This window comes from Bradyrhizobium sp. BRP22 (genome assembly GCF_020194175.1).
In the GTDB taxonomy this organism is placed as follows: domain Bacteria; phylum Pseudomonadota; class Alphaproteobacteria; order Rhizobiales; family Xanthobacteraceae; genus Bradyrhizobium.
In genome coordinates, this window is the sequence record NZ_JADYVX010000025.1 from 15,295 (window position 1) to 38,467 (window position 23,173).

Here is a 23,173-nt window from a genome sequence, read left to right on the forward strand (position 1 = left end):
TGTTGCGGATCTTGGCATTCTCTGCCGTGTCGCGCGCGAGAGGACAATGAGGTACCCGGAAAGCACACTTTGTCGCGGCTGGCTGGATCGCGCCCGCACGGCTACCCGCCCATCCGGCTCATGTCGCGCTTGGGTAAGGCAGAGCCGACGGCTTAGACCCTTTTCGACCACGTTACTTTTTCGTGACGGTCATTTGCCAAAGGGCTATTGTCGCGCGCAGGCCCTCGAAGCGAGCTCCACTCGCGCCACCTGACGGATGGAACCGTATCCATTAACGAGTGAACTCAATGAGCACGTCACCCGCATCTGAAATGGATCATAGCCTGGCCAGAATGAATCTGCCGGATCTTAGGCTCAATTACGACCCGATAGATCCGGATCAGTTCGATCGCCCAATCGTCTCGATGTGCATTGAGACTGGTGAACATGGTGACGAGCTCCCGCTGCACTCGCACAAGAAGGGACAATTGGTCGTCGCCTCACATGGATCAGTCATGTGTCGTGCCCCTGGTGGGTTATGGATCGTTCCTCCGCAAGGAGCCGTGTGGATACCTCCTGGGGTCATGCATAGCAATTGCGTATCAGACAATGGAAAGGTCTACCTCGTCTTCATCGATCCGCTGGCAAGTATGCTTCCAAACACTTGCTGCACATTCACGATATCGTCGCTCGTTCGCGAGTTGATACACCGGCTATCCGTATTTCCGCCCCTTTATCCCATTGAAGGACCGACGAGCCGACTCGGTCGAGTGCTGCTCGACGAATTGGTGCAGATGTCCACGGAACAGATGTACTTGCCAATTTCCACGGACAGCCGACTTCAACATCTCGCGGCATCACTGCTCAATGATCCCGGCGACCGCAGCACCATCGATGAACTCGCCGCCCGGTATGCAATGAGTGTGCGCACCTTCGCCCGCCTGGTCTTGAAGGAAACCGGAATGACATTCGGACGCTGGCGGCAGCGGCTTCATATCTTGGTCGCATTGCAACGCTTGACGGCCGGATCGTCGGTGCAGGCCGTTTCGCTCGATCTGGGCTATGAGACGCCGAGCGCATTCATCACTATGTTCAAGAAGACAATGGGAAAGAGCCCCCGCCGCTTCCTCGCCGAACGGTCGAGCTTCAGCAATCACCAGCCCTTCACATAGCACGTATAGAACCACAGCCCCGGCATTGAACCGGGGCGCTGGTTCGTGACGCCTTATCGAGAGCTGAAGGGCACCAGCGGATATTCCAGGTCTGCTTCGGCAATTGCCTTCGGTGAAACGACGCGCGGCTTGCCTTTTTGCGCCTGAAGCAGAGCCACGGCGGAATTCACGTTTTGGCCGCTTGAGTCAAATTTGATCGTCCCAGACGACATCAAGAGTGGCTGCATTTCCGTCAGCTCAAGCGCGTCGTGAATTGCCCCCGATTCCGACGAGCCCGCACGCTTTACCGCATCCCTGACGATCTGCACGGCCTCGAAGGCGCATGCCGCATTTGCGTCGAGCCATTCATTGGGGTAGTCGGCCGCGAACATCTCGAGAATTTTGTGCGCGTCGGGCGCCTTCGGATTGTAGTAGAGCGCCGACGCCATCGCGCCGTCAGCGTATTTGCCGAGCGCGTCGTAATATGCCTTGTCGATAACGCCGTTCGAATTCGCCGAGTAGATCATTTTCGGGCTCCATCCCTGCTTTACACACTCACGTGTGATCATGATGGCGTCGTTGACCCGGGTAATCGGGAAAAGCATGTCAGCGCCGGTCGCTTTTGCCTTTGCAACTTCGACCGAGAGATCCTTGGCCTTCTCATCGTATGGAATGAACTCGGTGAGCTTGACCGGGAGATCGACCTCTTTCCAGGCCTGTGCTATGCTCGTGGCGCTGGATTGCCCCATCACGTTGTTGAGGTGGAGGACGACCGCGCTGGCTGGCGGACCGTTGAGGGTCGGCAACAGAGCTTTCAAATCGATCAGCGACTGACGAATGATCATCAGCGAAGTCGGATAGTAGCGGAAGACCTGAGTGAACCCCTGCGAGGTCACTTGGGTCGCGCTGGCGATATGTACGACCATCGGGACCTTCGCTGCTTCGCAGGCCTGAAGCGCCGAGATGGTCGCGCCCGAGTCCCAGGCGCCGATAAGGACCGTACAACCCTGGCGGATCAGGTTCTCTGCAGCGATGCGGCCATTTTCCGGCCGGCTCTGCGTATCGGCGTGAATGATCTCAATCTCATGGCCGTACTTCTGTCTGGCAAACTTCGCGCCGAGATCAATGCCGCGCACGCAAGCCTGTCCGGGGAACGCCAACACGCCGCTGCTGGGCATGATCGCGCCGATCTTAACCTTGACTTGGCCCGCCGCCCTGACCGGCCACGATACAAGCCCGGCGGCGATGCCAACGCCGCTGCCGAGCACGGTCCGGCGAGTAAACCCGTTACCGATGCGATTCTTCATGTGAAGTCTCTTTCAGTTGACTACAATGGAACTTGCGGCGATTTGGTGGGAAGCTTTACGAATGACAGAGCGCTGCAACGCGAACACAGCCGCGACACGCGCTCAGCAACCTTGATGATCGCACGAAGCGGAAACGGATCAGATTACATTCCCACCTCGGTCTTGATCAGGTTCTCCTCACTATCGTCATAGAGCGAATCGATCAGTGACCGGTACCGCTCCATTATTTGCTTGCGGCGTTTTTTCCGCGTTGGCGTCATCACCCCATTCTCCGGAGAGAGCTCCTCCGGAAGTATTCGAAAGGCCTTGATCTGCTCGGCCCTCGCTAGCCGACCGTTCGCTTTGGCAATCTCGCCTTCAACCATCCGGACGACGATCTCTGACTCCGCCAGATCCGAATAGTGCGCAATGCGAAGATCACGCGATTTGGCCCACTCCATTGTCGCGGTCGCATCTACTTCGATCAACGCGGTCAGATACTTCTTTCCTTCTCCGATCACCGCCGCTTCGGAGATGAAGGGACTGTGCCGGATTTCATTCTCGATCTGCGTGGGGCTGATCGATTTGCCGTTGGATGTGTTGATGATCTCCTTCTTTCGATCGACCAGCTTGAACAGGCCTGTCGGCCCAATCTCCACGATATCGCCGGTATAAAGCCAGCCATCGCGGAGGGCCGACTTCGTTTCCTCTGGCTTATTCCAGTACCCGACAAAGAGCCCGGGACCTTTGACGATCATTTCTCCGTCTTCAAGAACGGCAGTTTGCCAAGCCGCATCATGCACGGGGACGCCTACGGTTCCCGCTTCCGGCCATTCAGCCATCTGGACCAGGTTCGCTCCAACCAGCTCGGTCTGCCCGTAGCATTCCTTTAGCTGCAATCCCCACAGCTGCCACAGAGACATGAGTTCGGAAGGCATCGCGGCCGACGACGTATAGGCGACGGTGAGATCTTCAAACCCGACCTCGGCAAGCAAGGGACGGAAAATCCGTTCCTGGCAGACTGCGAACAGGGCGGATATGAACGGGTTGGGCACACCGCCGGCCTGCCGGTCGTCGAGCGCCTTGCGAGCGATCGTCATCGCAAATTGGTAGTCTTGCTTCTGCTTCTCAGACCCCGAATGAACCTTGCTGAGGATCTGGGTGGCAAACCTCTGATAAAACCTCGGCGGAGCCATGAAGTAGGTTGGCTTCACTTCCTTGATCGTTTGAGCGAAATCAGCGCTCGATTCCCCAAAGTACGGCACAAGCCGGATCAGCAACGGCAACGTCGTTGCCTGCGCGCGCGCAACCGTGTGGGACATCGGAAGATGCACCACGACGCGATGCGCATCGGAACGCAAACTCGAATTGAAGGTTGTTACTGAGTGCGCGCCAGCGAGTAGCGAAAGGTGGGTTAGCATCGCACCTTTCGGAAACCCCGTCGTACCGGATGTGTACCCAATGCTCGCGAGATCGCTTGCCTTTGATTTCGCAATCTGCTCCCTAAGGAACAAATCAGCGTCGACCGAGATTCCTCTCAAGAACTCCTGGAGCGGGACAACATTTGCGGAGCCGCCCGCTCCCTTCCACTCCGGGTCGAGCACTATGATTTTCCTCAACTTGTCGGCCAGGCCTGACGCCAGGACAATATTGAGTTGAAGTTCGCTCCCGACAAAGACGAAGGATGCTCCGGAATCGCTGAGGTAGTAGCCAACTTCTTCTGGCGATGACGTAAAATAGACGCCGACCATCACTCCGCCGGCGCAGATCGTCGCCATGTCCGCAAGCAGCCACTCCTGGGACACGTCTCCCATGATGGCCGCACGGTCACCGTGTTTGAATCTGGCTCTCTGCAGAGCCGCGGCCAAATTGGCGACCAGATCTGAATACTGCCTCCAGGTTGTCGCAGTCCATTCGCCCCGGCGCTTCTGCTTGAATGCTATCTCGTCCGGCCGCGCCGCTCGTCGAGAACTCAGAAGCTGCGGAATGGTTACATCCGCGAACTGAGCCCCCGACGTGAAGTGTTCGACGTCCATTTCACCGCTCCGCGAAACGCTTGCGCTTTTCGGCGAACGCGGCGACCGCATCCCTCCGCTCAGGCGATGCGAAAGTGATGGTCTCCAGAGCAGTCGACGTATCCAGCAATAGGTGCGCGTATTGCTTGATGATCTTGTTGACGCTGTATTTGGTCCAAATGATCGCTTCCCTCGGACCGCTCGCGAGCATCTCAGCGTATTCGATCGCGGCCTCCTTGACGTCTCTGTCGGAAATGAGGTCGTTGATCATTCCGATGGAAGCCGCCTTCTCCGCGGAAATGAATTCGCCGGTCATGAGATAGTGTTTCGCACGGGCTGGTCCCATCAGAAGAGGCCAGATCACAGCCCCACCGTCGCCCGCGACGACGCCCGCCGTAACATGCGTATCGGCAAACCGTGCTGTTGGATTTGCGAAGATGACATCGCAGAAGAGCGCGAGCGTCGCGCCGAGACCAACGGCAACGCCGTTGACCGCAGCAATGATCGGGACTTCGACTTCCAGCATATTCCGAATCAGATGACGCCCACCTCGGGTCGGCGAAGGAATCGGGCTCTTGTCGAGCGTCTTCTGATCGCCACCGGAACAGAAGCCGCGCCCGGCGCCCGTCAGCACGATTGCGCGTGTCGCCTTGTCGTCGTCCAGCTCGACGAAGACGCGCTCCAGCTCGTGGTGCATATCCCAGTTGATCGCATTCAGGATTTCCGGGCGATTCATGGTTACGACGGCAACACCGCTCGGCCGCCGCTCGACAATCAGATATTTGTAGCCCTGCTTCGACATTGGTCTGCTCCCGTGTTTTCCTAGCAACTTTACTTTTGGGGCCGCATGGCGCGAATCTGACCGAGGATCTCCTCAGTCGGCCGCACGACATTGTTTCTGTCGTTGAAGTGCGGGATGACGTAGCGCCCGACCATTTCGATCGCTTCCATGATCTTCTCGTGATTCACGGAGTCCAGATGCAGAAGGACCTCGTCAACGCCCAATGCCTGGAACTTTTCGATCTGTCGAATGACGGTATCGGGGCTTCCGCAAACCGTAGTTGCCGAGTGATTGAGCAGATAGTCCCAGTCCTTGGCGGCGCGCTCCATGGCGGGTACGCTCTCGCTCATGTACGCGTAATCATCGGCAATCTTTGCCAAGCGCGGATAAGCGTCGGTCGAGATCTTCGCATAATTCATCAACGGCTCGGCGTAGTCTTCCTTCGCCTTCTGATCCGTAGGACCAATCCCAAAAAAGAGCGGAATGCCGATGCGTGGGCGCTCAAGCGGCCCAAGCTCGTCGCGCTTCCAGGATCGACGATAGGAGTTGAGCAGCTTTTCCTGGACCTCCCATCCCTGGTAGATCGAATTGCTCATGACAGCGAGGCCCTCGGCGCCAGCCCAGCTGTGACTGCGTTCGCTCGTTGCAGCGATGCCGATGACCGGATGCGGCTTCTGCAGTGGCTTCGGCACGAGCATTCGCGGCGGAACCTGGTAGTACTTTCCCTCGAAGGTGAAGATGTCTTCGCGCATCGATTTCTTCAGAAGAGCGATCCCCTCCTCCATTTGAGCGAGCGTCTCACCGGGATCGACGTTGAACGCACGCATGGCAATGGTCGTATTGGCTCGGCCGCCGTAGAACTCCATGCGACCGTTCGAGAGAATATCTGTCACCGCCAAGCGCTCCGCGGTCCGCAAGGCGTGATTGATCTTCTGCGGCATCAGAGTGACCGCCGGCCTCAGCTTGATACGCGAGGTAACGGCAGCGAGGTAGCCATAGACCACTTCCGGCGCCGAGCTCGAAATGCCGCCCAATGCGACGTGTTGTTCGGAGAGCGAGGCGCAATCGAATCCCATTTTTTCTGCGAGGCGCACCTCGTCCACCAGCTCATGAAGTCGGCGCGCATAACTCTGCCCGACCTGGGTTTCCTGCTCCGACCAAAACCCGAACGTAAGTGCCATCTTCTTAATCCCCAGGGAGTTTCGAGATGGCCTAACATTTCATAAGCACAGCAATATTTTCGTCCGAATGCAGGGTCTCGCGACGCAACTTTCCACATTTTGTGCTGTACGCAGCCGAACCGCGTCATGTCTCAGGACATCGACGTCCTTCGTCGCAACGACGTGGCTATTTACGTAGGGGATAGCGCTCGAAGAGCGGGATGCGCTCGATACGACCCGGTCTATTTGCCAAAAGACGCGACGAGAAGCTCGGTTATCGCCTCAAGGCATCGCTCGCCAATTGCTGCAGTCGACCCATGCGGATCGCCAATGATGCCGTTGGCAGTGACCGATTTGATGCCGTTTCTCCACATGGACTGAAGTTGCTCTTCAGACAACGCGCCAAGGTGCCCCGGCTCGAACCGATCCGGCCGCACGCTGTCGGGACGGAGATACAGCATGAGAGACGTCTCAGCTATGTCGGCATGCCCGCCGACCGCATCTGGGTTTGCACCGGCCTCTTTGACGGCGCTTCGCCACCTGTCGATCCAGGCGATCGAATCGGAGAATGCGTCGATCTTGACGTCTTGGGGAACTGCCTGCTTCAATCGAGGAAGCATGTCGCGCAGGATTGGAAAATTGCCGATGTGTCCCGAGAACAGCAGGATCCGCTTGAAGCCGTGCCGAGCGAGACTTGTGCAGTAGTCCAGGCAGATTGCTTCGAACGTTTCAGGACGAAGGGAGATTGTGCCGGGAAAGACGAGATGGTGAGCTGAGCAGCCGACCTTGATTGTCGGTGCGATCAAAGCATTTCCAAGATGCCGTGCCACCTTCGATGCGAGCGCATCAGCGTGGTCGGCATCCATGCAAAGAGGAAGATGCGGTCCATGTTGCTCGACGGCCCCGCACGGTACCAGGATCGTCGACGTCCCCTGCGCCAGGGCGGCCGACACTTGCTCAAAATTCATCAACTCCAGTCGAACTTCATCGGAAGAAGCGAATTCGGTCATCGATGCCTACTTTGCGTTTTTCGACAGAAATCGGGCCCGCGCGTCTGCCGAACTGTCTCCCGTCAGGTAGGCCCCAAGATCCTCAATTGTCATCGCCTCAAGGGAGGCGTCGTCCATCTGGTCCGTCAGATTCAGCGAGCGCTTGATGGCCGCAAATAGCCTTTGATCCTTTCCGCGAAGGTGCTTACACACTTCTAACGCCCGCGACGTCACGGCCGAAGTCGCTGCAATCTCGTCGATTGCTCCGACCTCGAGTGCTTTCCTTGCATCGACCAGATCGCCCCAATATAGCAGCGCTCGCGCATCACGAAGTCCCAGTTTCTGCACTGCCTTCCGCATGCCTTTGGCCGCAGGCAAAAGACCATGGTTGATTTCCGGGAACCCGATCTTACACTCGCCATTCGCGATCACGTAGTCGGCGTGCAGAAGAAATTCCAACGCGCCGCCGACAGCGTAACCTCGGACGGCACACACAAGCGGCGCCGGATATCGCTCCATCTCGCAAAGGAGCGCATGGAACGACCTCATACGAGGCCGGGATATCTCGATGCCCGTCACTTCCTTTATGTCGCCGCCTGCACTGAAGAACCGGGCACCCTGGCCAGTCAGAACAATACCTGGCGGCGCCGCCTGGCTGCCAAGCGCCCGAAAGGCCTCCAGCAAGCGCTCAACTAGTCCGTTGTTTAACGCGTTTGCCGGTGGCCTATTCATGGTCATTGTGACCAGGTCAAGGTCGCGATCGATTAAGAGGGCATCATCCTGTATCATGAGTAGAGTCTAGGTGACGTACCTCGGAATTGATTGCTGTACACCGCTTCATCGTCGGTAGGCATCAACACAAAAGGTTGCCCCAGTGGCACATCGCGGCATTATCTGCTTCGACCGCTGTGCAATTCCGCTGGTCCGTGGGACCGTTGAGTAAGAGAGAGCACAGTGCTGCGCAATTTGCGCCACAGCTCCGCTACATTCCGAGATATGCGCGTTGAATCTCGGAATTGTTGAGCAATTCGTGACTCGATCCGTGCAGTACGATTGAACCATTCTCCAGGACGTAGCCGCGATTGCTCAAGGCAAGCGATTTCGCCACGTTCTGTTCGACCAGCAGCACTGTAATGCCTTGCTCGTGGAGCGATTTCACTACGCCAAACATCACGTCCGTAAGTGCAGGCGATAACCCAATCGACGGCTCGTCGAACATGACGATTTCGGGCTTCGACATGATCGCACGTCCGATCGCCAACATCTGCTGTTCGCCCCCGGATAGCGTCCCGGCCAGTTGCCGTCTACGCTCCCGCAGTCTCTCAAATAGCTGGTAGACGAACTCAAGCGTCTCGAGCTGATGGGCCTTCGCGCGCTTCAGCGATCCGCCTAGCAAAAGATTTTCCTCGACAGCAAGGCTGCCGAAAATTTGTCGACCCTCGGCGACCTGCGCTATACCGCGTTCGCAGATCTCCCATGGGGGCAGCCCAGTAATATTGACGCCGTTCATTTTTACGGTGCCACTCGAAGATCGTACTATACCCGAGATTGATCTGATGAGCGACGTTTTCCCTGCACCATTCGCCCCAACGACGCAGATCAACTCTCCTTTGTGTATCTGCAGCGAGACACCGTTTAATGCGCTCGATCCGTCGTAGGCAACAGAGAGCCCGTCAATCGATAAGAGCGCCGCGTCAAGCATGGAAGCCTGCCCCTAGATAGCTATCAAGAACCTTCTGATCGGCAACCACTTCTGCGGGACTTCCCTCCGCGATCTTGGCACCGTGATGAAGTACGACGACGTTCGACGCGACTTCCATCACGATCCGCATGACGTGTTCGACCAGGAGGATCGTCAGGCCGCCTTCGGCAAGTGTCTGCAGCACTCGGACGACACCCGCCGCTTCTGTCGGTCGAAGGCCCGCCATTACTTCATCCAGCAACAGCAGTTTTGGCCGGGTGGATAACGCCTTCGCCGTCTCCAGCATTTTCCGATCCGGAAGCGTTAGCTGGTCCGTCCGCGCATTGGCCTTGCCGGCAAGTCCGACGCTTTCAAGGGATTCGTAGGCTTTCGATTTGGCTTCCTTTACGCTTTTGGTCCAGCTGAAGGCGCCCACCATTGCGTTCTCGAGCACGGACATATCGCGCATTGGTCGAACGATTTGAAATGTTCTTGCGATACCCATCCTGCAGACAATTTCCGGAGGGGTACTGTCGATCTGGCGTCCTTCGAAGAACACCTGCCCGCTGGTCGGGCTCAGGGAGCCGGCGACAAGGTTGAAACAGGTCGTCTTTCCCGCGCCATTCGGCCCAATGAGCGCAGTAATACGTCCGGCCTCTAGCGTGAAGTTGACGTCCTTGACCGCAACCAATCCCCCAAACGATCGAGAGAGGTTCTTTACTTCCAATAAAGCCGTCATTCCTCGGCCTTCCTCAGATGCGGCAACCACAGTCGGGATGGCGCCTGAATTGCTTTGCAGAGACGCACGATCGCCGGCCAGATGCCATCTGGCAGAAACCAGACGACCAAAATGAGGACAATACCGTACGTGATATTGTTCAGCCCCGGAATCCGAAGATTGTCGCCGATGGCACTCATCAAATGGTTCAGAGGGATCGCGGCAAGCGAGCCAATCAGAGGACCGAACGTCGTCCCCAGCCCACCGACCACAGGTCCGATCAGCACATCAACGGAGAGCCCCATACCCATGATCGAGTCCGGGAATATCGACCCTTGCACGAGTCCCAGAACCCCACCGCCGGCCGCAGCCGCTGCGGCGGATACGGAGATCACAAGAATTTTGTGTCGGAAAGTGCGGACGCCCAGCGCTCGTGCGGCCGGTTCATCGTCTCGCATCGCTCGCCACACGTATCCGAGGTAGGATCGTGAAATGAGTCCGGTTCCTATAATTCCCAGCGCGGCCAGTGCGAGCGCGACAAAGTAATAGAAGCGGGCTCCACCCCGGAGCATTGAGAATTCGATCGCGCCAGTTGGCGCCGGAAAGAACAACCCTTGCATTGCGCCAACGAACTCCCATCCACTGAACATGAGCCTGGCGAACTCCGCAGCCGCAATCGTCAACAGCGCGAAATAAATTCCGCGCACTTCGAAGCGGAAGCTCAGCCACGCCAATGCCGCACCGACTGACCCGGCAATGATCATTCCAAGGAAGAGGCCAATCCACGGCGAGATTCCGTACTTTACGTAGAGGACGCCAACCGAATAGGCCCCTAGCCCAACAAAAAGTGCATGGCCAATCGATAGCTGGCCGCCGATTCCAAGCATCAAGTTCCAGGACTGCCCCAGGAAAGTGAATAGCAACACAATCGTCATCAGTGAGATGAAGTACGGATCTGCAAATGAGCCGACTAACGTAAGAACGACGAAGACCATCGCTCCAGCAAGCCACCACTTCATTTCAGGCCCGCCATCAAATCTCTTTTGCACCGAAGAACCCTCTCGGACGGAAAATCAGGATGATGATGAGGAGCGCATAGGGAAGCGCGGTCTTCATTGACGGTGTGAACATCAGTGCCGCAATCGCCTCGGCGACTCCGATAACCAAGCCTCCCAGCAGCGCTCCGCTGAAGCTACCGAGACCACCGACAATGACTGTCACGAAAGCAAGAAGAGTGAAGTCAACGGCTAGATAGGGTTGGGCATCAAACAGAGGAGATATCAGCGCGCCGGCTACACCGGCGCAGGCAGCACCAATTCCGAAGGTCACCGCGTAGACCCGAGGAATGTTCAATCCAACGACAAGACCTCCCAACCGGTTGTCTGCGGCCGCTCGCAGCGCCCGGCCAAACGAGGAAAACCGGAGGTATACTCCCAGCAGAGCGATAAGCACACCCGCGGTTATCGCCGCCTGCAATCTCGCCAGATCGAGCGTCACGAAGCCGAGTGATACAGTGCGAAATGATAGTTGAGAAGCAGTCGGACGCGGGTCAGGCCCGAAGGCGACCAGAAGGACGCCGCTAAAGAGCAGTGATAGACCGATGAATACAATGAATTGGTAATGATGGGGCCGGTTGACGAACCGCTTCACTATCACCGCTTCCAGGAGGTACCCGAAAAAGAACATGACGACCGCAGCTATTGCTGCCGCTACGATAATCGGGACGTTCCAAAGACGAACCGCCCAGTATCCGATATAGACGCCGAAGACGACCATCTCACCGTGGGCGAAGTTTACCACCCGCATCACGCCGAATATGATGGACAACCCTAGCGCCACCAGGCCATAGACGAGACCAAGCAGAATGCCGCTCGCAAGAACGTTGAGCCAAAGTGACAACATTAGTGAGCAACGAGCGGTACGAGTGGACACCGCAGCCGGGACATTGGGATGCCTGAAGGCGCGACTGGCGCCTGCCCTCCATCGCTCCAAATCGAGATGACTTCGCTAATGGCTTTCCGCCTGATCCCCTCGACGTTCATCGCCGCCCCCTTGCTCCAGAATTGACCTTTGTTGGCGCTAAACAGCAGTTCATAGAAGCGGCCTGCTAGGATCCGCCACGCCTCAAGCACGCTCCCCGAAACCAGTCGGAGTTCTAGCGCTTCGGTACTGTGAATTCGCCATTCACATAGACAAGTGGTTCGCGATCCGCGTTTATCGCCTGCGCGACCACCTCACCGACGAAGATCGTGTGACTGCCAGCATCGTGAGAATCAGACAATCGGCAATCGAAGCTACAAATCGCATCGATCAGACTTGGAGCTCCCGTAATCAGTTCGCGCCACAAACCCTCGGTAAAGCGTATGTCACCTTTGCTGCCGTCCTGCCCGGAGAACTTTCTTGCCAGCTCGGCGTGATCCGCCGCAAGAATATTCCAGCAGAATGATCCGCTCTGCTTTATCGTATCGTGACCGCCAGCCGACTTGTTCACGCAGACGAGCACGCTCGATGGCTCCGTCGACAATGAGCAACCAGCCGTCAGCGTCAAACCGTGCCTGCCAGGATGCACCCCCGTAGTTACGATAGACACTGCACCCGGCACGTTGCGCATTGCACTCCGGAATTCCTTGCTACTGAACGCCGGGATTTCTTGACTAGGCATGGGCGACACTCGGAAGTTCATGGTGATAGGCTTCCCCGATAAATCGAACCGAAGCAAATTCAGAAAGATGGTTAGCTGCCGTTCTTGACCACGGCCTGAAAGAACTGAATTGTGTTGCGTTGCGGATCTTTCAAATGGGCCACCCGGCCATGCGCCCCCATCTCCCGAACTTCACCGACGAGCTCAGCGCCCACCGCCCGCGCTCGCTCAAGCGCAGCATCCATATCCTCCACCTCGAATACAACCACAGCATTCCGAGACTGCTCGGACGCGGATTCCGCCAGGCTTGCTAAGCAAAAGGCGGCCTTATCTCCTACGAACTGAATCCACTTGCCACGGTCGACAAAGCGGATCGTCAATCCAAGTGCTTCGTAAAAGCGGGCTAATGCTTCAGGTTCCGGAGCGGTAAGATAGACGTGCTTAAGCTTCATCTTCTCACTCCTTATTTGGCGTGGACCGTTAATTCGCGCCTCCGCCGCGGACTACAATTGTGTGATCATAGTTGCGCTGTCCCTTCGGCATTAATGTTCAAAGTCGTCACGCCCCGCATGACCAATCAGCATTTTATGCTGTTGCCTACGGATGCAAGACTCCGCCTTCGCTAGCCGGTACCGCGAGAGGATATGGTTTTGTTGCGGCTGGGTTCGAACTGCTCTGATCGAAGTGCGCAGGCCTGAGGCAACTCTGCCGCTTATTCCAGCGGAGCTATGGACAAAACGCTGGCACTGCAATTTCTACCCTGCGCCAGCTCTCGGATTCACCATTTCCGACGGCCGACCCTACCCTTTGTCGACTCGGCTGCATCTTTCTCAGCTCATCTCTCTCAGAACATAATTCTAGAATTTTCGCCTGTATCTTGCCGATGAGCGCTTCCGTTGCGCCCACGTCTATTCCTGCATGTCGCAGTCGAGACGCTTCCCTTCGGTGACGTCCGATCTGGACGCGCATGTGATCTATCTCATGACGAATTCGATCTAGGGTCGACATGATTGCTGCCTGCTAGTCATATTCGGACGAGCGCTCGGGGGAGCTTGTATTCAGGCTATGCCGCCTCGCTGTGCCCGAGCCGGGTATTGAGCTTGTGGATCAGCTGTTCCGCGGCTTCCGCGATCACCGTGCCCGGCGGGAAGATCGCCTCAGCGCCGGCGGCGTAGAGCGCATCGTAATCCTGCGGCGGCACCACGCCGCCGACGATGATCATGATGTCGTCGCGGCCATGCTTCTTCAGCGCGGCCTTCAGTTCCAGCACGGCGGTGAGGTGGGCGGCGGCGAGCGAGGAGACGCCGAGGATGTGGACGTCGTTCTCGACCGCTTGCCGTGCCGCTTCGTCGGCGGTGGCAAACAACGGCCCGATGTCGACGTCGAACCCGATATCGGCGAACGCCGAGGCGATCACCTTCTGGCCGCGATCGTGGCCGTCCTGGCCGATCTTGGCGACCAGGATGCGCGGGCGGCGGCCCTCGGCCTCCTCGAAGGCGTCGATCAGCGCCTGAACCTTCTCGACCTGATTGCCCATGCTGGACGCCTCCCGCTTGTAGACGCCGGTGATGGATTTGATCTCGGCGCGGTGCCGGCCGAACACCTTCTCCATCGCGTCCGAGATTTCGCCGACGGTGGCCTTCGCCCGCGCGGCGTCGATCGCGAGTGCAAGCAGATTGCCGTTGCCTTCGCCGGCCGAGCGCGTCAGCGCGGCCAGCGCGGCATCGACATCCTTCTGGTTGCGCTCGGATTTCAGCCGGCTGAGCTTGTCGATCTGCAAGCGGCGCACATTGGTATTGTCGACTTTCAGGATTTCGATCGGCACTTCGTCGGTCGGCTTGTATTTGTTGACCCCGATCACTGCCTGCTTGCCGGCATCGATCCGGGCTTGCGTCTTGGCGGAGGCCTCCTCGATGCGCAGCTTGGGCACGCCGGCCTCGATCGCCTTGGCCATGCCGCCGAGTTCCTCGATCTCCTGGATGTGGCCCCAGGCTTTTGCGGCGAGATCGCAAGTCAGCCGCTCGACATAATACGAGCCGCCCCAGGGATCGATGATGCGGGTGGTGCCGCTCTCCTGCTGCAGGAAGAGCTGGGTGTTGCGGGCGATGCGCGCGGAGAAGTCGGTCGGCAGCGCCAGTGCCTCGTCGAGCGCGTTGGTGTGCAGCGACTGGGTGTGGCCCTGCGTCGCGGCCATGGCCTCGACCGTGGTGCGCATCACATTGTTGAAGACGTCCTGGGCGGTCAGCGACCAGTCCGAGGTCTGGCTGTGGGTGCGCAGCGACAGCGAGCGGGGGTCCTTTGGATTGAACGGCTTCAGCAGATTTGCCCAGAGCAGCCGCGCGGCGCGCAGCTTGGCAACCTCCATGAAGAAGTTCATGCCGATCGCCCAGAAGAACGACAGGCGCGGCGCGAAGCGATCAACGTCGAGGCCGGCGGCAAGGCCGGCGCGCAAATAGTCGACGCCGTCGGCGAGCGTGTAGGCAAGCTCCAGGTCCTGCGTCGCGCCGGCCTCCTGCATGTGATAGCCGGAGATCGAGATCGAATTGTATTTCGGCATCCTCGTGGAGGTGTAGGCGAAGATGTCGGAGATGATCCGCATCGAGGGCGCCGGCGGATAGATATAGGTGTTGCGCACCATGAACTCTTTCAGAATGTCATTCTGAATCGTCCCTGACAGCTTTTCCGGTGGCACCCCCTGTTCCTCGGCGGCCGCGACGTAGAGCGCGAGGATCGGCAGCACCGCGCCGTTCATGGTCATGGACACGCTCATCTGGTCGAGCGGAATCCCTGCGAACAGCGTACGCATGTCGTAGACGGAATCGATGGCCACGCCGGCCATGCCGACGTCGCCGGAGACGCGCGGATGATCGGAGTCGTAGCCGCGGTGGGTGGCGAGATCGAAGGCGACCGAGAGGCCCTTCTGCCCGGCGGCAAGGTTGCGGCGGTAGAATGCGTTGGAATCTTCCGCCGTGGAGAAGCCGGCATATTGCCTGATGGTCCAGGGCTGGTTGACATACATGGTCGGGTAGGGGCCGCGCAGGTAGGGCGCGATGCCTGGCCAAGTCTCAAGGAAATCGAGCCCGGCGATATCCGCTTCTCCGTATGCTGACTTGACCGGAATGCCCTCCGGAGTCACCCACGGATCGACGGGAACAGAAGAGGCGATGACCGAGCACCTTTCGAAAGCAACATTAGCAAAATTCGGGATACCACTGATGGATGACATTTGAGTGCTCGCGTTCGATTGGCAATTATCCGAAGGAAATCTTCGGGTTTTGCATCCAGTCGTAAGCGGCACTTAGCGTCGCCAAGGCGTCGCAACTGACGTGAATGAAGCTCCCGATGCCAGCCCGCCGAAACGTGGCCTCGGATTGAGAGGGAAGTCCCGCCAAATAGACGTGCCTAGCACCGACTTGCTGAAGTGCTTGGGCCGAGATCTCGGCGCGCTCCGCATAGATCTTATCGCTGGAGCAAAGGCAGGCGAGTTCGGCACCAGAGCCCGTGAATGCGAGGGCAAGCTCGGCTGGGTCGGCGACGCCTGCGCCGTCGATAGCCTCAATTCCTCCGGCTTCGAAGAAGCTCTTCGCGAAGGTCGCGCGGGCCGTAAAGTCGGTCGGTGTGCCCAGACAAGCAAGAAACACTCGCGGCCGCACGCCGCCTAGCTTCAATATCGCATCGGACTTGTCGCGGAGCGATTCGAATGGTTCCGCAAGCCGGATCGGCGGCAATGCATCGAATACGAATCTCTGGTCCACGTTAGGCGGAGGGGCCATCGGTGTTACGTTCAGTACCGCCGCTGCGCCTTCGCCAAGGGTTGCGAATTCGCTCACTCCTGTCAGCGGGTCGCGGCGCTTCGCGAGATTGGCATCGCGCGCTCTGCGCGTAGCTGTGATCTTCGCCTGAAGCGTTCCCTGCTGGAGAGCCGCAAAGATGCCGCCCGCATTTTCAGTCTCTTGGAAACTCTTCCAGGCCGCGTCGCAAAGCTCCGTTGTTAGCGCCTCAATGCCGCCAGCACCTGCGGCAGGATCGCTAACCTTGGCAAGATTGCTTTCCTCCAGCAGCAGAAGCTGCGTGTTGCGAGCCACGCGCCGGGCAAACGAGTCTGGGAGGCCCAGCGCCAACGTGTGCGGCAGCACCGTGATCGCATTGGCACCGGCGATTCCCGCAGAGAATGTTGCCAAGGTAGCGCGCAACATGTTTACGTAGGGATCGCGCCGGGTCAACATACGCCAGGAGCTATCAGCCGCAATGAACAGCGGCCTTGGCGCGAGACCGCACGCGGATTCAATGCGCGCCCAGAGGAGTCGCAGCGCGCGGAATTTAGCCATGGTCAAAAACTGGTCGGCGTCAGCAGAGAGTCGCGCATAGATCATGCTTCGCGCTTCGTCCAGCGGAATGCGCGCCGCCTCCAAAGCGTGCAGATATGCCACGCCGCAGGCAAGCACGAAGGAAAGCTCCTGCACTTCTGAGCCGCCGGCATCATGAACGATACGCCCATCGCTCACGGCAAAGGGCCCCCTGAACCCCAGCGTTACAAGCCCCTTGATCGAGCTGGCAACGGTCCGCACGATTTCGTCCCAAGTGTATGGACTGCATCCGCGTAGGGCGCACGCACCCAGCGGATCGAGCCCAAATCGAATATCGCAAACGGCAGGATCGAGGCCGACCGACTTCACATATTCCGCGACATGGATCGCGGTCTTACTCCCGTGTGTACCAATCTGAAGTTCAATCCCAATGCCGGCATCAAGATGGACGTCCTTTAACGCTTTGGCGACGGCGTCCGCCGTTTGATCGAGGCCGAACCCGCGGCTACAGTTGGCGCCGGCAAAGACGAGCGCCAAGCCCGTCGCTCCGTTCTCCAGATCCTGAAGGGCCTGCCTGTTGGCCGTCACCGCGTCCGGATGATCGATGCGCTGCATGATCTGCCAAGGCGCCGCGGGCGCCCGCCCCTCGACAGGCGTAGTGTCTTTCGCGCGGAGGTAAATCGGCTCGATTCTCAAGCCGTCGTACGTCTTTCCAATCAGCTTTTCGAACGGCGCTCCCTTTAGCACGCCATCAACCAGCCTGCGCCAGTCGTCGCGTGAAGCAGGCGCAAAGCCCGATGCCAATGCAAACCGTTCGGTATTCATCAACCCCACTCAGTCCCAAGTGCCGCCGAGCTGACCAGCATCACTTCTGTCTGCAAGTAACCGGAATTCCTGCAGGAAGGCTGCCCATCTCAGGTCGCGATCTCTTGCAGTATTCAGGCAAACTCCAAAATCAGAGCGTCCACCGCCAGCGTCGCGCCGGCGCTGGCGTGGATCTTCTTCACGGTGCCGTCGTGCTCGGCGCGTAGCACGTTCTGCATCTTCATGGCTTCGACCACCGCCAGCGTCTCGCCGGCCTTGACCTCCTGCCCCTCGCTCACCGCGATCGAAACGACGAGGCCCGGCATCGGGCAGAGCAGCTTATTGCCGCTGTCGGAGGCCGTCATCACCGGCATCAGCCGCGCGGAGGCCGCCTCGGCCTTGGTCCAGACATAGACCGGCACCTCGACGCCCTGATGCGCGAGGCGGATGCCGTTGGCGATGGGACGCGCCTGCACCGCGACGAAGTGGCCGTCGATGGTGCCCTGCCAGACTGGATCGCCCGGCTTCCACGGCGACTGTAATAGATGCGCATTGCCGGCCTTACCCTCGGCATCGATGAAGCGGATCGCGATCGCCTCGCCCTCACGTCCGACCTCGAGCTGGATTTCCTGGCGGTCGAGCCAGACCGCGCGGCGGCGCTCGCGCTGCACGACGCGGCCGCCCATCTGGCCCGAGATCTGCCGCTTGCGCTCCCCGAGCACGTGATCGATGGCGGCACCGACCGCAGCGAACCGCCGGGCGACTTCGCCTTCGGGCACGCGCACCGCAAAACCCTTGGGGAATTCCTCGGCGATGAAGCCGGTCGAGAGCCGGCCTTCGCGCCAGCGCGGATGGTGCATCAGCGCCGACAGGAACGGGATGTTGTGACGGATGCCGTCGACATAGAATGCGTCGAGCGCGGTCGCCTGCGCCTCGATCGCGGCGGCGCGCGAGGGCGCATGCGTGACGAGCTTGGCGATCATCGGATCGTAGTGGATCGAGATCTCGCCGCCCTCCTGCACGCCGGTGTCGTTGCGCACGGTGATGCCGTCCTTGCTAAGCTTCGCCGGCGGACGGTATTTCACCAGACGCCCGATCGAGGGCAGGAAGTTGCGGAACGGGTCTTCGGCGTAGAGCCGCGATTCCACCGCCCACCCCGTGAGCGTGACGTCCTTCTGCGCGATGGCGAGCTTCTCGCCGCTCGCGACGCGGATCATCTGCTCGACGAGATCGACGCCGGTGACGAGCTCGGTGACGGGATGCTCGACCTGGAGGCGCGTGTTCATCTCGAGGAAATAGAAGCTCTTGTCCTGCCCGGCGACGAACTCGACGGTACCGGCGGAATCGTAGTGCACGGCTTTCGCCAGCGCGACGGCCTGCTCGCCCATCTTGCGGCGGGTCTCCTCGTCGAGCAGCGGCGACGGCGCTTCCTCGATGACCTTCTGGTTGCGGCGCTGGATCGAGCATTCGCGCTCGCCGAGATAGATCACGTTGCCGTGCTTGTCGCCCAGCACCTGGATCTCGATGTGGCGGGGATCGACGATGAACTTCTCGACGAAGACGCGGTCGTCGCCGAACGAGGCTTTCGCCTCGGCCTTGGCGAGGTTGAAGCCCTCGGCGACCTCGGCTTTGGAATGGGCGATGCGCATGCCCTTGCCGCCGCCGCCGGCGGAGGCCTTGATCATGACGGGGTAGCCGATCTCGTCGGCGATCCCCACCGCGTGCTTGTCGTCCTCGATGACGCCGAGATAGCCCGGCACGGTCGAGACCTTGGCCTTGGCGGCGGCCTTCTTGGATTCGATCTTGTCGCCCATCGCCGCGATCGCGCCCGGGTTCGGGCCGATGAAGACGATGCCGGCCGCCTCCAGCGCGCGCGGAAACGCCTCGCGCTCGGACAGGAAGCCGTAGCCGGGATGCACGGCCTCGGCACCCGTCTTTTTGCATGCCTCGACGATCTTCTCGATCACAAGATAGCTCTCGGCCGCAGCCGGCGGGCCGATCAGCACGGCCTCGTCGGCCATCTCGACATGGAGGGCGTCGCGGTCGGCCTCGGAATAGACCGCAACCGTCTGAATTCCCATCTTGCGGGCGGTCTTGATGACCCGGCAAGCGATTTCGCCGCGATTGGCGATCAGGATCTTCTTAAACACTTCTCGTCTCACAACGGCAGATTGTCGTGCTTCTTGGCCGGCGTCTCGACCTTCTTGTCCTTCAGCATGCCGAGCGCTCTTGCGATCCGCTTTCTCGTCGAGTGCGGCATGATGACGTCGTCGATGTAGCCGCGCTCGGCGGCGATGAACGGCGACAGGAAGCGGTCTTCGTATTCCTTGGTGCGCGCGGCGATCTTGTCGGGGTCGCCGATGTCGGAGCGGAAGATGATCTCCACCGCGCCCTTGGCGCCCATCACCGCGATCTGCGCGGTCGGCCAGGCGTAGTTCAGGTCGGCGCCGATTTCCTTGGAGGCCATGACGTCGAAGGCGCCGCCATAGGCCTTGCGGGTGATGATGGTGACGAGCGGCACCGTGCATTGCGAATAGGCGAACAGCAGCTTGGCGCCGTGCTTGATCAGGCCGCCATATTCCTGCGCGGTGCCCGGCAGGAAGCCCGGAACGTCGACAAGGGTCACGATCGGGATGTTGAAGGCATCACAAAAACGCACGAAACGCGCGGCCTTGCGGGATGCGTCGCTGTCGAGCACCCCGGCCAGCACCATCGGCTGATTGGCGACGAAGCCGACGGTGCGGCCCGCGATGCGGCCGAAGCCGGTGACGATGTTCTTGGCGAAGCTCTCCGCGATCTCGAAGAAGTCGCCCTCGTCCACGACCTTCAGCACCAGCTCCTTCATGTCGTAGGGCTTGTTCGGATTGTCGGGGATGAGAGTGTCGAGCGACATGTCCACCCGCTCGATGTCGTCAAAGCTCGGCCATTCCGGCACGCCATCCGAATTGTTGGACGGCAGGAAGTCGATCAGGCGCCGCATCTGCAGCAGCGTCTCAACGTCGTTCTCGAAGGCGCCGTCGGCGATCGAGGAGCGCGTGGCATGCACGGAGGCGCCGCCGAGCTCTTCCGCCGTGACGACCTCGTTGGTGACGGTCTTCACCACGTCGGGACCGGTGACGAACATGTAGCTGGTGTTCTTCACCATGAAGATCAAGTCGGTCATCGCGGGCGAATAGACGTCGCCGCCGGCGCAGGGGCCCATGATCACCGAGATCTGCGGAATCACGCCCGAGGCGAGCACGTTGCGGCGGAACACGTAGGAATAGCCGGCGAGCGCGGCGACGCCCTCCTGGATGCGGGCGCCACCGGCGTCGTAGAGGCCGATGATTGGCGCCCGCGCCTTCATCGCTATGTCCTGCAGCTTCGTGATCTTCAGCGCATGGGTCTCCGACAGTGAACCGCCGAACACCGTGAAGTCCTTGGCGAACACGAACGTCTTGCGGCCGTTGACGGTGCCCCATCCCGTGACGACGCCGTCGCCGGGCACCTTGGTCTTCTCCATGCCGAATTCGGTGGAGCGGTGCTCGACGAACATGTCGAATTCCTCGAACGAGCCCTTGTCGAGCAACAGCTCGATGCGCTCGCGTGCCGTCAGCTTGCCGCGGGCGTGCTGCGCCTCGATGCGCTTCTCCCCGCCGCCGAGCTTTGCGCCGGCACGACGGTCTTCAAGGATTTCAATGGTCGAGATCACGGAACTCTCCCTCGGTGGCCTGCCGTTGCGGTACGGCGGACCTGCTTCTCCCGCGATACACACCCAATATCGGCCTTGGGAAGACTTGAAGACGCGCATTTGCACATGTTACAATTTTGCAAATAGCAAATTGCGAAGTTGCAAATGGCCGGCAAGCTTTTCATCGGGCGACGATTCCGCGAGGTGAGGGAGAGCACGAAGCTCACCCAAGCGGCCTTCGCTGAGCGGCTGGGAATTTCCCTCAGCTATCTGAACCAGATCGAGAACAATCAGAGGCCGGTTTCGGCCTCTGTCTTGGTGCTTCTTGCGGAACGTTTTCAGATCGACCTCAGCTCTCTGTCGATCAACGACAACGACAGGGTCATGTCGATGCTGACGGAAGCGCTGGCCGATCCGATTTTTGCGCCCTACGCGCCCAACATCCAGGAGCTGAAACTCGTCGTTCAGAACGCGCCGGGTTTTGCGCAAGCGCTCCTCAACGCTCACCAGGCGTACCGACGCAACGGCGAGCAGCTCGCCAGTCTCGACGGGCAGATCGTCAACTGGGCTGGCGAACCGACGGCTTACGAAGAAGTCCGCGATTTCTTTCATCTGGTCGACAATTACGTCCACGAGTTGGATACCGCGGCCGAGGCCCTCGCCGGACGCCTCAGCATTCCCGACAGCAATACGACCACGGCACTGGTCAGCCACCTGGACTCCCGACACGGAGTGCAGATACGCCAGAGCGGGCCCCACGAAACGTCGTTACGGCACTTCGATCGTGCATCCCGCACCTTGTGGCTGAGCCCCTATCTTCCCACGCCAACCCGAAATTTCCAGATTGCGCTCCAAATCGCCGCCCTCGAGGAGGAAGAACGCATTGGCCAGATTGCCGACCAAGCGGCTTTTCGATCTGGCGATGCGCGGAATGTTTGCGCGGCCGGACTGCGTAACTACTTCGCCGGCGCTCTCATTCTGCCCTATCAACGATTCCTGCAATCCGCTCGAGATCTACGGCACGACCTGGAGCTGATCGCCACCAGGTTCGGCGCGAGCCTCGAACAGGTCGCCCATCGATTGTCGACCCTGCAACGACCCGGCTCCAAAGGGGCGCCGGTCTTCTTCGCTCGGCTGGACCGCGCCGGAAACATCACAAAGCGACATAGCGCGGCAAAGCTGCAGTTCGCACGTTACGGCGCGGCGTGCCCTCTCTGGAACGCTCATCAAGCGTTCGAGGCACCTAGTCAAATCATCCGGCAACTCGCCGAGACGCCAGACGGAGTTCGATTTCTTTGTATTGCAACCGAACTTTCGAAGGGTCGGGGCGGCTTTGGCTCCCCTCGGCCGCGCTATGCCATAGCGTTGGGGTGTGAGGTCTCCTACGCCAAGGATTTCGTATATGCGGATGGGCTCGACCTGACGAACAAGGGCGCCTACGACCCAATTGGTATCTCTTGTCGGATCTGCGACCGTAGCAGCTGCCCTCAGCGAGCGATTCCTCCGCTTAACAGCAAGCTTAAAATCGACCGGGACCGCAGGGATATATTGCCATACCACATTTCGAGCTAGATCGTAGCGAGAGATAGTGCCGACCTCAAGATGACCGTTCCTGCTTGCCACGCGACAGTGTAACGGCTCTAAGAAAGCCGAGAGCAAAGGGGCGTTGACTTTTCACTTTGCGACGATGCACGGAACCACCTGTCTCGCAGGCGCCAGCATGACTACAAGCCGGATGGCCGGTCATTAGGGCGATGCGCATCACGATATCGGCGGCGAAGGCCGCCCATCATCCCAGAGCAAAGCAATGCAGGCGAAAAGCGATTGCTGATTCTGCAAGCGCATTGCTCAGGGCTTTGGCAATTGGCAGACCTTTCGAAGCTTCGCGTTTGGCGCAGGCAATTAGATTGTCCGTTTTTCGATATAAGTCGTCATTTTATCGAAATTCTACATCCCCGGGCAGCGGTTAGCATTTGTTTCATCGAGATGTC

At 59.3% G+C, this 23,173-nt stretch carries 18 protein-coding genes; 2 read left to right on the forward strand and 16 right to left on the reverse strand.

The window, feature by feature from the left end; translation table 11 throughout:
• The first annotated feature begins 287 nt into the window (after window positions 1-287).
• Window positions 288-1,151, forward strand: a complete 864-nt coding sequence (locus I6F35_RS26395; RefSeq protein ID WP_225120588.1) for a helix-turn-helix transcriptional regulator — start codon at window positions 288-290, stop codon at window positions 1,149-1,151.
• 53 nt (window positions 1,152-1,204) lie between these two features.
• Here the strand turns inward: I6F35_RS26395 and I6F35_RS26400 are convergent, their stop codons facing one another.
• The 16 genes from I6F35_RS26400 to I6F35_RS26475 form a co-directional block, all read right to left on the reverse strand.
• Window positions 1,205-2,437, reverse strand: coding sequence for an ABC transporter substrate-binding protein (locus tag I6F35_RS26400; RefSeq protein ID WP_225120589.1), 1,233 nt, complete (start codon window positions 2,435-2,437; stop codon window positions 1,205-1,207).
• Between the two features lie 143 nt (window positions 2,438-2,580).
• A complete protein-coding gene (locus I6F35_RS26405; RefSeq protein WP_225120590.1) occupies window positions 2,581-4,452 on the reverse strand; it encodes an AMP-binding protein in 1,872 nt (623 codons plus the stop codon).
• Window position 4,453: 1 nt separating this feature from the next.
• Window positions 4,454-5,233, reverse strand: a complete 780-nt coding sequence (locus I6F35_RS26410; RefSeq protein ID WP_225120591.1) for an enoyl-CoA hydratase-related protein — start codon at window positions 5,231-5,233, stop codon at window positions 4,454-4,456.
• Between the two features lie 29 nt (window positions 5,234-5,262).
• Window positions 5,263-6,393 (reverse strand): LLM class flavin-dependent oxidoreductase, encoded by a 1,131-nt coding sequence (locus tag I6F35_RS26415; RefSeq protein ID WP_225120592.1) that lies wholly within the window; start codon window positions 6,391-6,393, stop codon window positions 5,263-5,265.
• Window positions 6,394-6,614: 221 nt separating this feature from the next.
• Complete coding sequence (locus tag I6F35_RS26420) at window positions 6,615-7,382, reverse strand: creatininase family protein (protein WP_225120593.1); 768 nt, start codon at window positions 7,380-7,382, stop codon at window positions 6,615-6,617.
• A 6-nt stretch (window positions 7,383-7,388) separates the two neighbouring features.
• Window positions 7,389-8,150 carry an enoyl-CoA hydratase/isomerase family protein gene (locus I6F35_RS26425; RefSeq protein ID WP_225120594.1) on the reverse strand — a complete coding sequence of 254 codons (762 nt, stop codon included), beginning with the start codon at window positions 8,148-8,150 and terminating at the stop codon, window positions 7,389-7,391.
• A gap of 193 nt (window positions 8,151-8,343) precedes the next feature.
• A complete protein-coding gene (locus I6F35_RS26430; RefSeq protein WP_225120595.1) occupies window positions 8,344-9,063 on the reverse strand; it encodes an ABC transporter ATP-binding protein in 720 nt (239 codons plus the stop codon).
• On the reverse strand, window positions 9,056-9,781 hold the full coding sequence (locus tag I6F35_RS26435; protein ID WP_130214642.1) for an ABC transporter ATP-binding protein: 726 nt from the start codon (window positions 9,779-9,781) through the stop codon (window positions 9,056-9,058). Before I6F35_RS26435 ends, I6F35_RS26430 begins: the two co-directional genes overlap by 8 nt.
• Window positions 9,778-10,809 (reverse strand): branched-chain amino acid ABC transporter permease, encoded by a 1,032-nt coding sequence (locus I6F35_RS26440; protein WP_225120596.1) that lies wholly within the window; start codon window positions 10,807-10,809, stop codon window positions 9,778-9,780. The genes I6F35_RS26435 and I6F35_RS26440 overlap by 4 nt, the downstream gene beginning before the upstream one ends.
• Window positions 10,793-11,662, reverse strand: a complete 870-nt coding sequence (locus I6F35_RS26445; protein ID WP_225120597.1) for a branched-chain amino acid ABC transporter permease — start codon at window positions 11,660-11,662, stop codon at window positions 10,793-10,795. The genes I6F35_RS26440 and I6F35_RS26445 overlap by 17 nt, the downstream gene beginning before the upstream one ends.
• A gap of 253 nt (window positions 11,663-11,915) precedes the next feature.
• Window positions 11,916-12,371, reverse strand: a complete 456-nt coding sequence (locus tag I6F35_RS26450) for a flavin reductase family protein (protein ID WP_225120598.1) — start codon at window positions 12,369-12,371, stop codon at window positions 11,916-11,918.
• A 122-nt stretch (window positions 12,372-12,493) separates the two neighbouring features.
• Window positions 12,494-12,853 (reverse strand): VOC family protein, encoded by a 360-nt coding sequence (locus I6F35_RS26455; protein WP_225120599.1) that lies wholly within the window; start codon window positions 12,851-12,853, stop codon window positions 12,494-12,496.
• A gap of 611 nt (window positions 12,854-13,464) precedes the next feature.
• Entirely contained in the window at window positions 13,465-15,618 is a 2,154-nt protein-coding gene (gene scpA / locus I6F35_RS26460) for a methylmalonyl-CoA mutase (RefSeq protein WP_225120677.1), read from the reverse strand.
• A 34-nt stretch (window positions 15,619-15,652) separates the two neighbouring features.
• Window positions 15,653-17,533 (reverse strand): methylmalonyl-CoA mutase family protein, encoded by a 1,881-nt coding sequence (locus tag I6F35_RS26465; protein ID WP_225120600.1) that lies wholly within the window; start codon window positions 17,531-17,533, stop codon window positions 15,653-15,655.
• 113 nt (window positions 17,534-17,646) lie between these two features.
• On the reverse strand, window positions 17,647-19,662 hold the full coding sequence (locus I6F35_RS26470) for an acetyl/propionyl/methylcrotonyl-CoA carboxylase subunit alpha (RefSeq protein ID WP_225120601.1): 2,016 nt from the start codon (window positions 19,660-19,662) through the stop codon (window positions 17,647-17,649).
• 8 nt (window positions 19,663-19,670) lie between these two features.
• On the reverse strand, window positions 19,671-21,203 hold the full coding sequence (locus I6F35_RS26475) for an acyl-CoA carboxylase subunit beta (RefSeq protein WP_225120602.1): 1,533 nt from the start codon (window positions 21,201-21,203) through the stop codon (window positions 19,671-19,673).
• 144 nt (window positions 21,204-21,347) lie between these two features.
• Here I6F35_RS26475 and I6F35_RS26480 point away from each other — a divergent pair, with 144 nt between their 5' ends.
• Complete coding sequence (locus tag I6F35_RS26480) at window positions 21,348-22,754, forward strand: helix-turn-helix transcriptional regulator (protein ID WP_225120603.1); 1,407 nt, start codon at window positions 21,348-21,350, stop codon at window positions 22,752-22,754.
• The last annotated feature ends 419 nt before the right edge of the window (window positions 22,755-23,173 follow it).

Bases quoted from the DNA above. Each gene is read 5' to 3' on its own strand.
- I6F35_RS26395 (WP_225120588.1), top strand. From the start codon at position 288: ATGAGCACGTCACCCGCATCTGAAATGGATCATAGCCTGGCCAGAATG.
- I6F35_RS26400 (WP_225120589.1), bottom strand. From the start codon at position 2,437: ATGAAGAATCGCATCGGTAACGGGTTTACTCGCCGGACCGTGCTCGGC.
- I6F35_RS26405 (WP_225120590.1), bottom strand. From the start codon at position 4,452: ATGGACGTCGAACACTTCACGTCGGGGGCTCAGTTCGCGGATGTAACC.
- I6F35_RS26410 (WP_225120591.1), bottom strand. From the start codon at position 5,233: ATGTCGAAGCAGGGCTACAAATATCTGATTGTCGAGCGGCGGCCGAGC.
- I6F35_RS26415 (WP_225120592.1), bottom strand. From the start codon at position 6,393: ATGGCACTTACGTTCGGGTTTTGGTCGGAGCAGGAAACCCAGGTCGGG.
- I6F35_RS26420 (WP_225120593.1), bottom strand. From the start codon at position 7,382: ATGACCGAATTCGCTTCTTCCGATGAAGTTCGACTGGAGTTGATGAAT.
- I6F35_RS26425 (WP_225120594.1), bottom strand. From the start codon at position 8,150: ATGATACAGGATGATGCCCTCTTAATCGATCGCGACCTTGACCTGGTC.
- I6F35_RS26430 (WP_225120595.1), bottom strand. From the start codon at position 9,063: ATGCTTGACGCGGCGCTCTTATCGATTGACGGGCTCTCTGTTGCCTAC.
- I6F35_RS26435 (WP_130214642.1), bottom strand. From the start codon at position 9,781: ATGACGGCTTTATTGGAAGTAAAGAACCTCTCTCGATCGTTTGGGGGA.
- I6F35_RS26445 (WP_225120597.1), bottom strand. From the start codon at position 11,662: ATGTTGTCACTTTGGCTCAACGTTCTTGCGAGCGGCATTCTGCTTGGT.
- I6F35_RS26450 (WP_225120598.1), bottom strand. From the start codon at position 12,371: ATGCGCAACGTGCCGGGTGCAGTGTCTATCGTAACTACGGGGGTGCAT.
- I6F35_RS26455 (WP_225120599.1), bottom strand. From the start codon at position 12,853: ATGAAGCTTAAGCACGTCTATCTTACCGCTCCGGAACCTGAAGCATTA.
- I6F35_RS26465 (WP_225120600.1), bottom strand. From the start codon at position 17,533: ATGAATACCGAACGGTTTGCATTGGCATCGGGCTTTGCGCCTGCTTCA.
- I6F35_RS26480 (WP_225120603.1), top strand. From the start codon at position 21,348: ATGGCCGGCAAGCTTTTCATCGGGCGACGATTCCGCGAGGTGAGGGAG.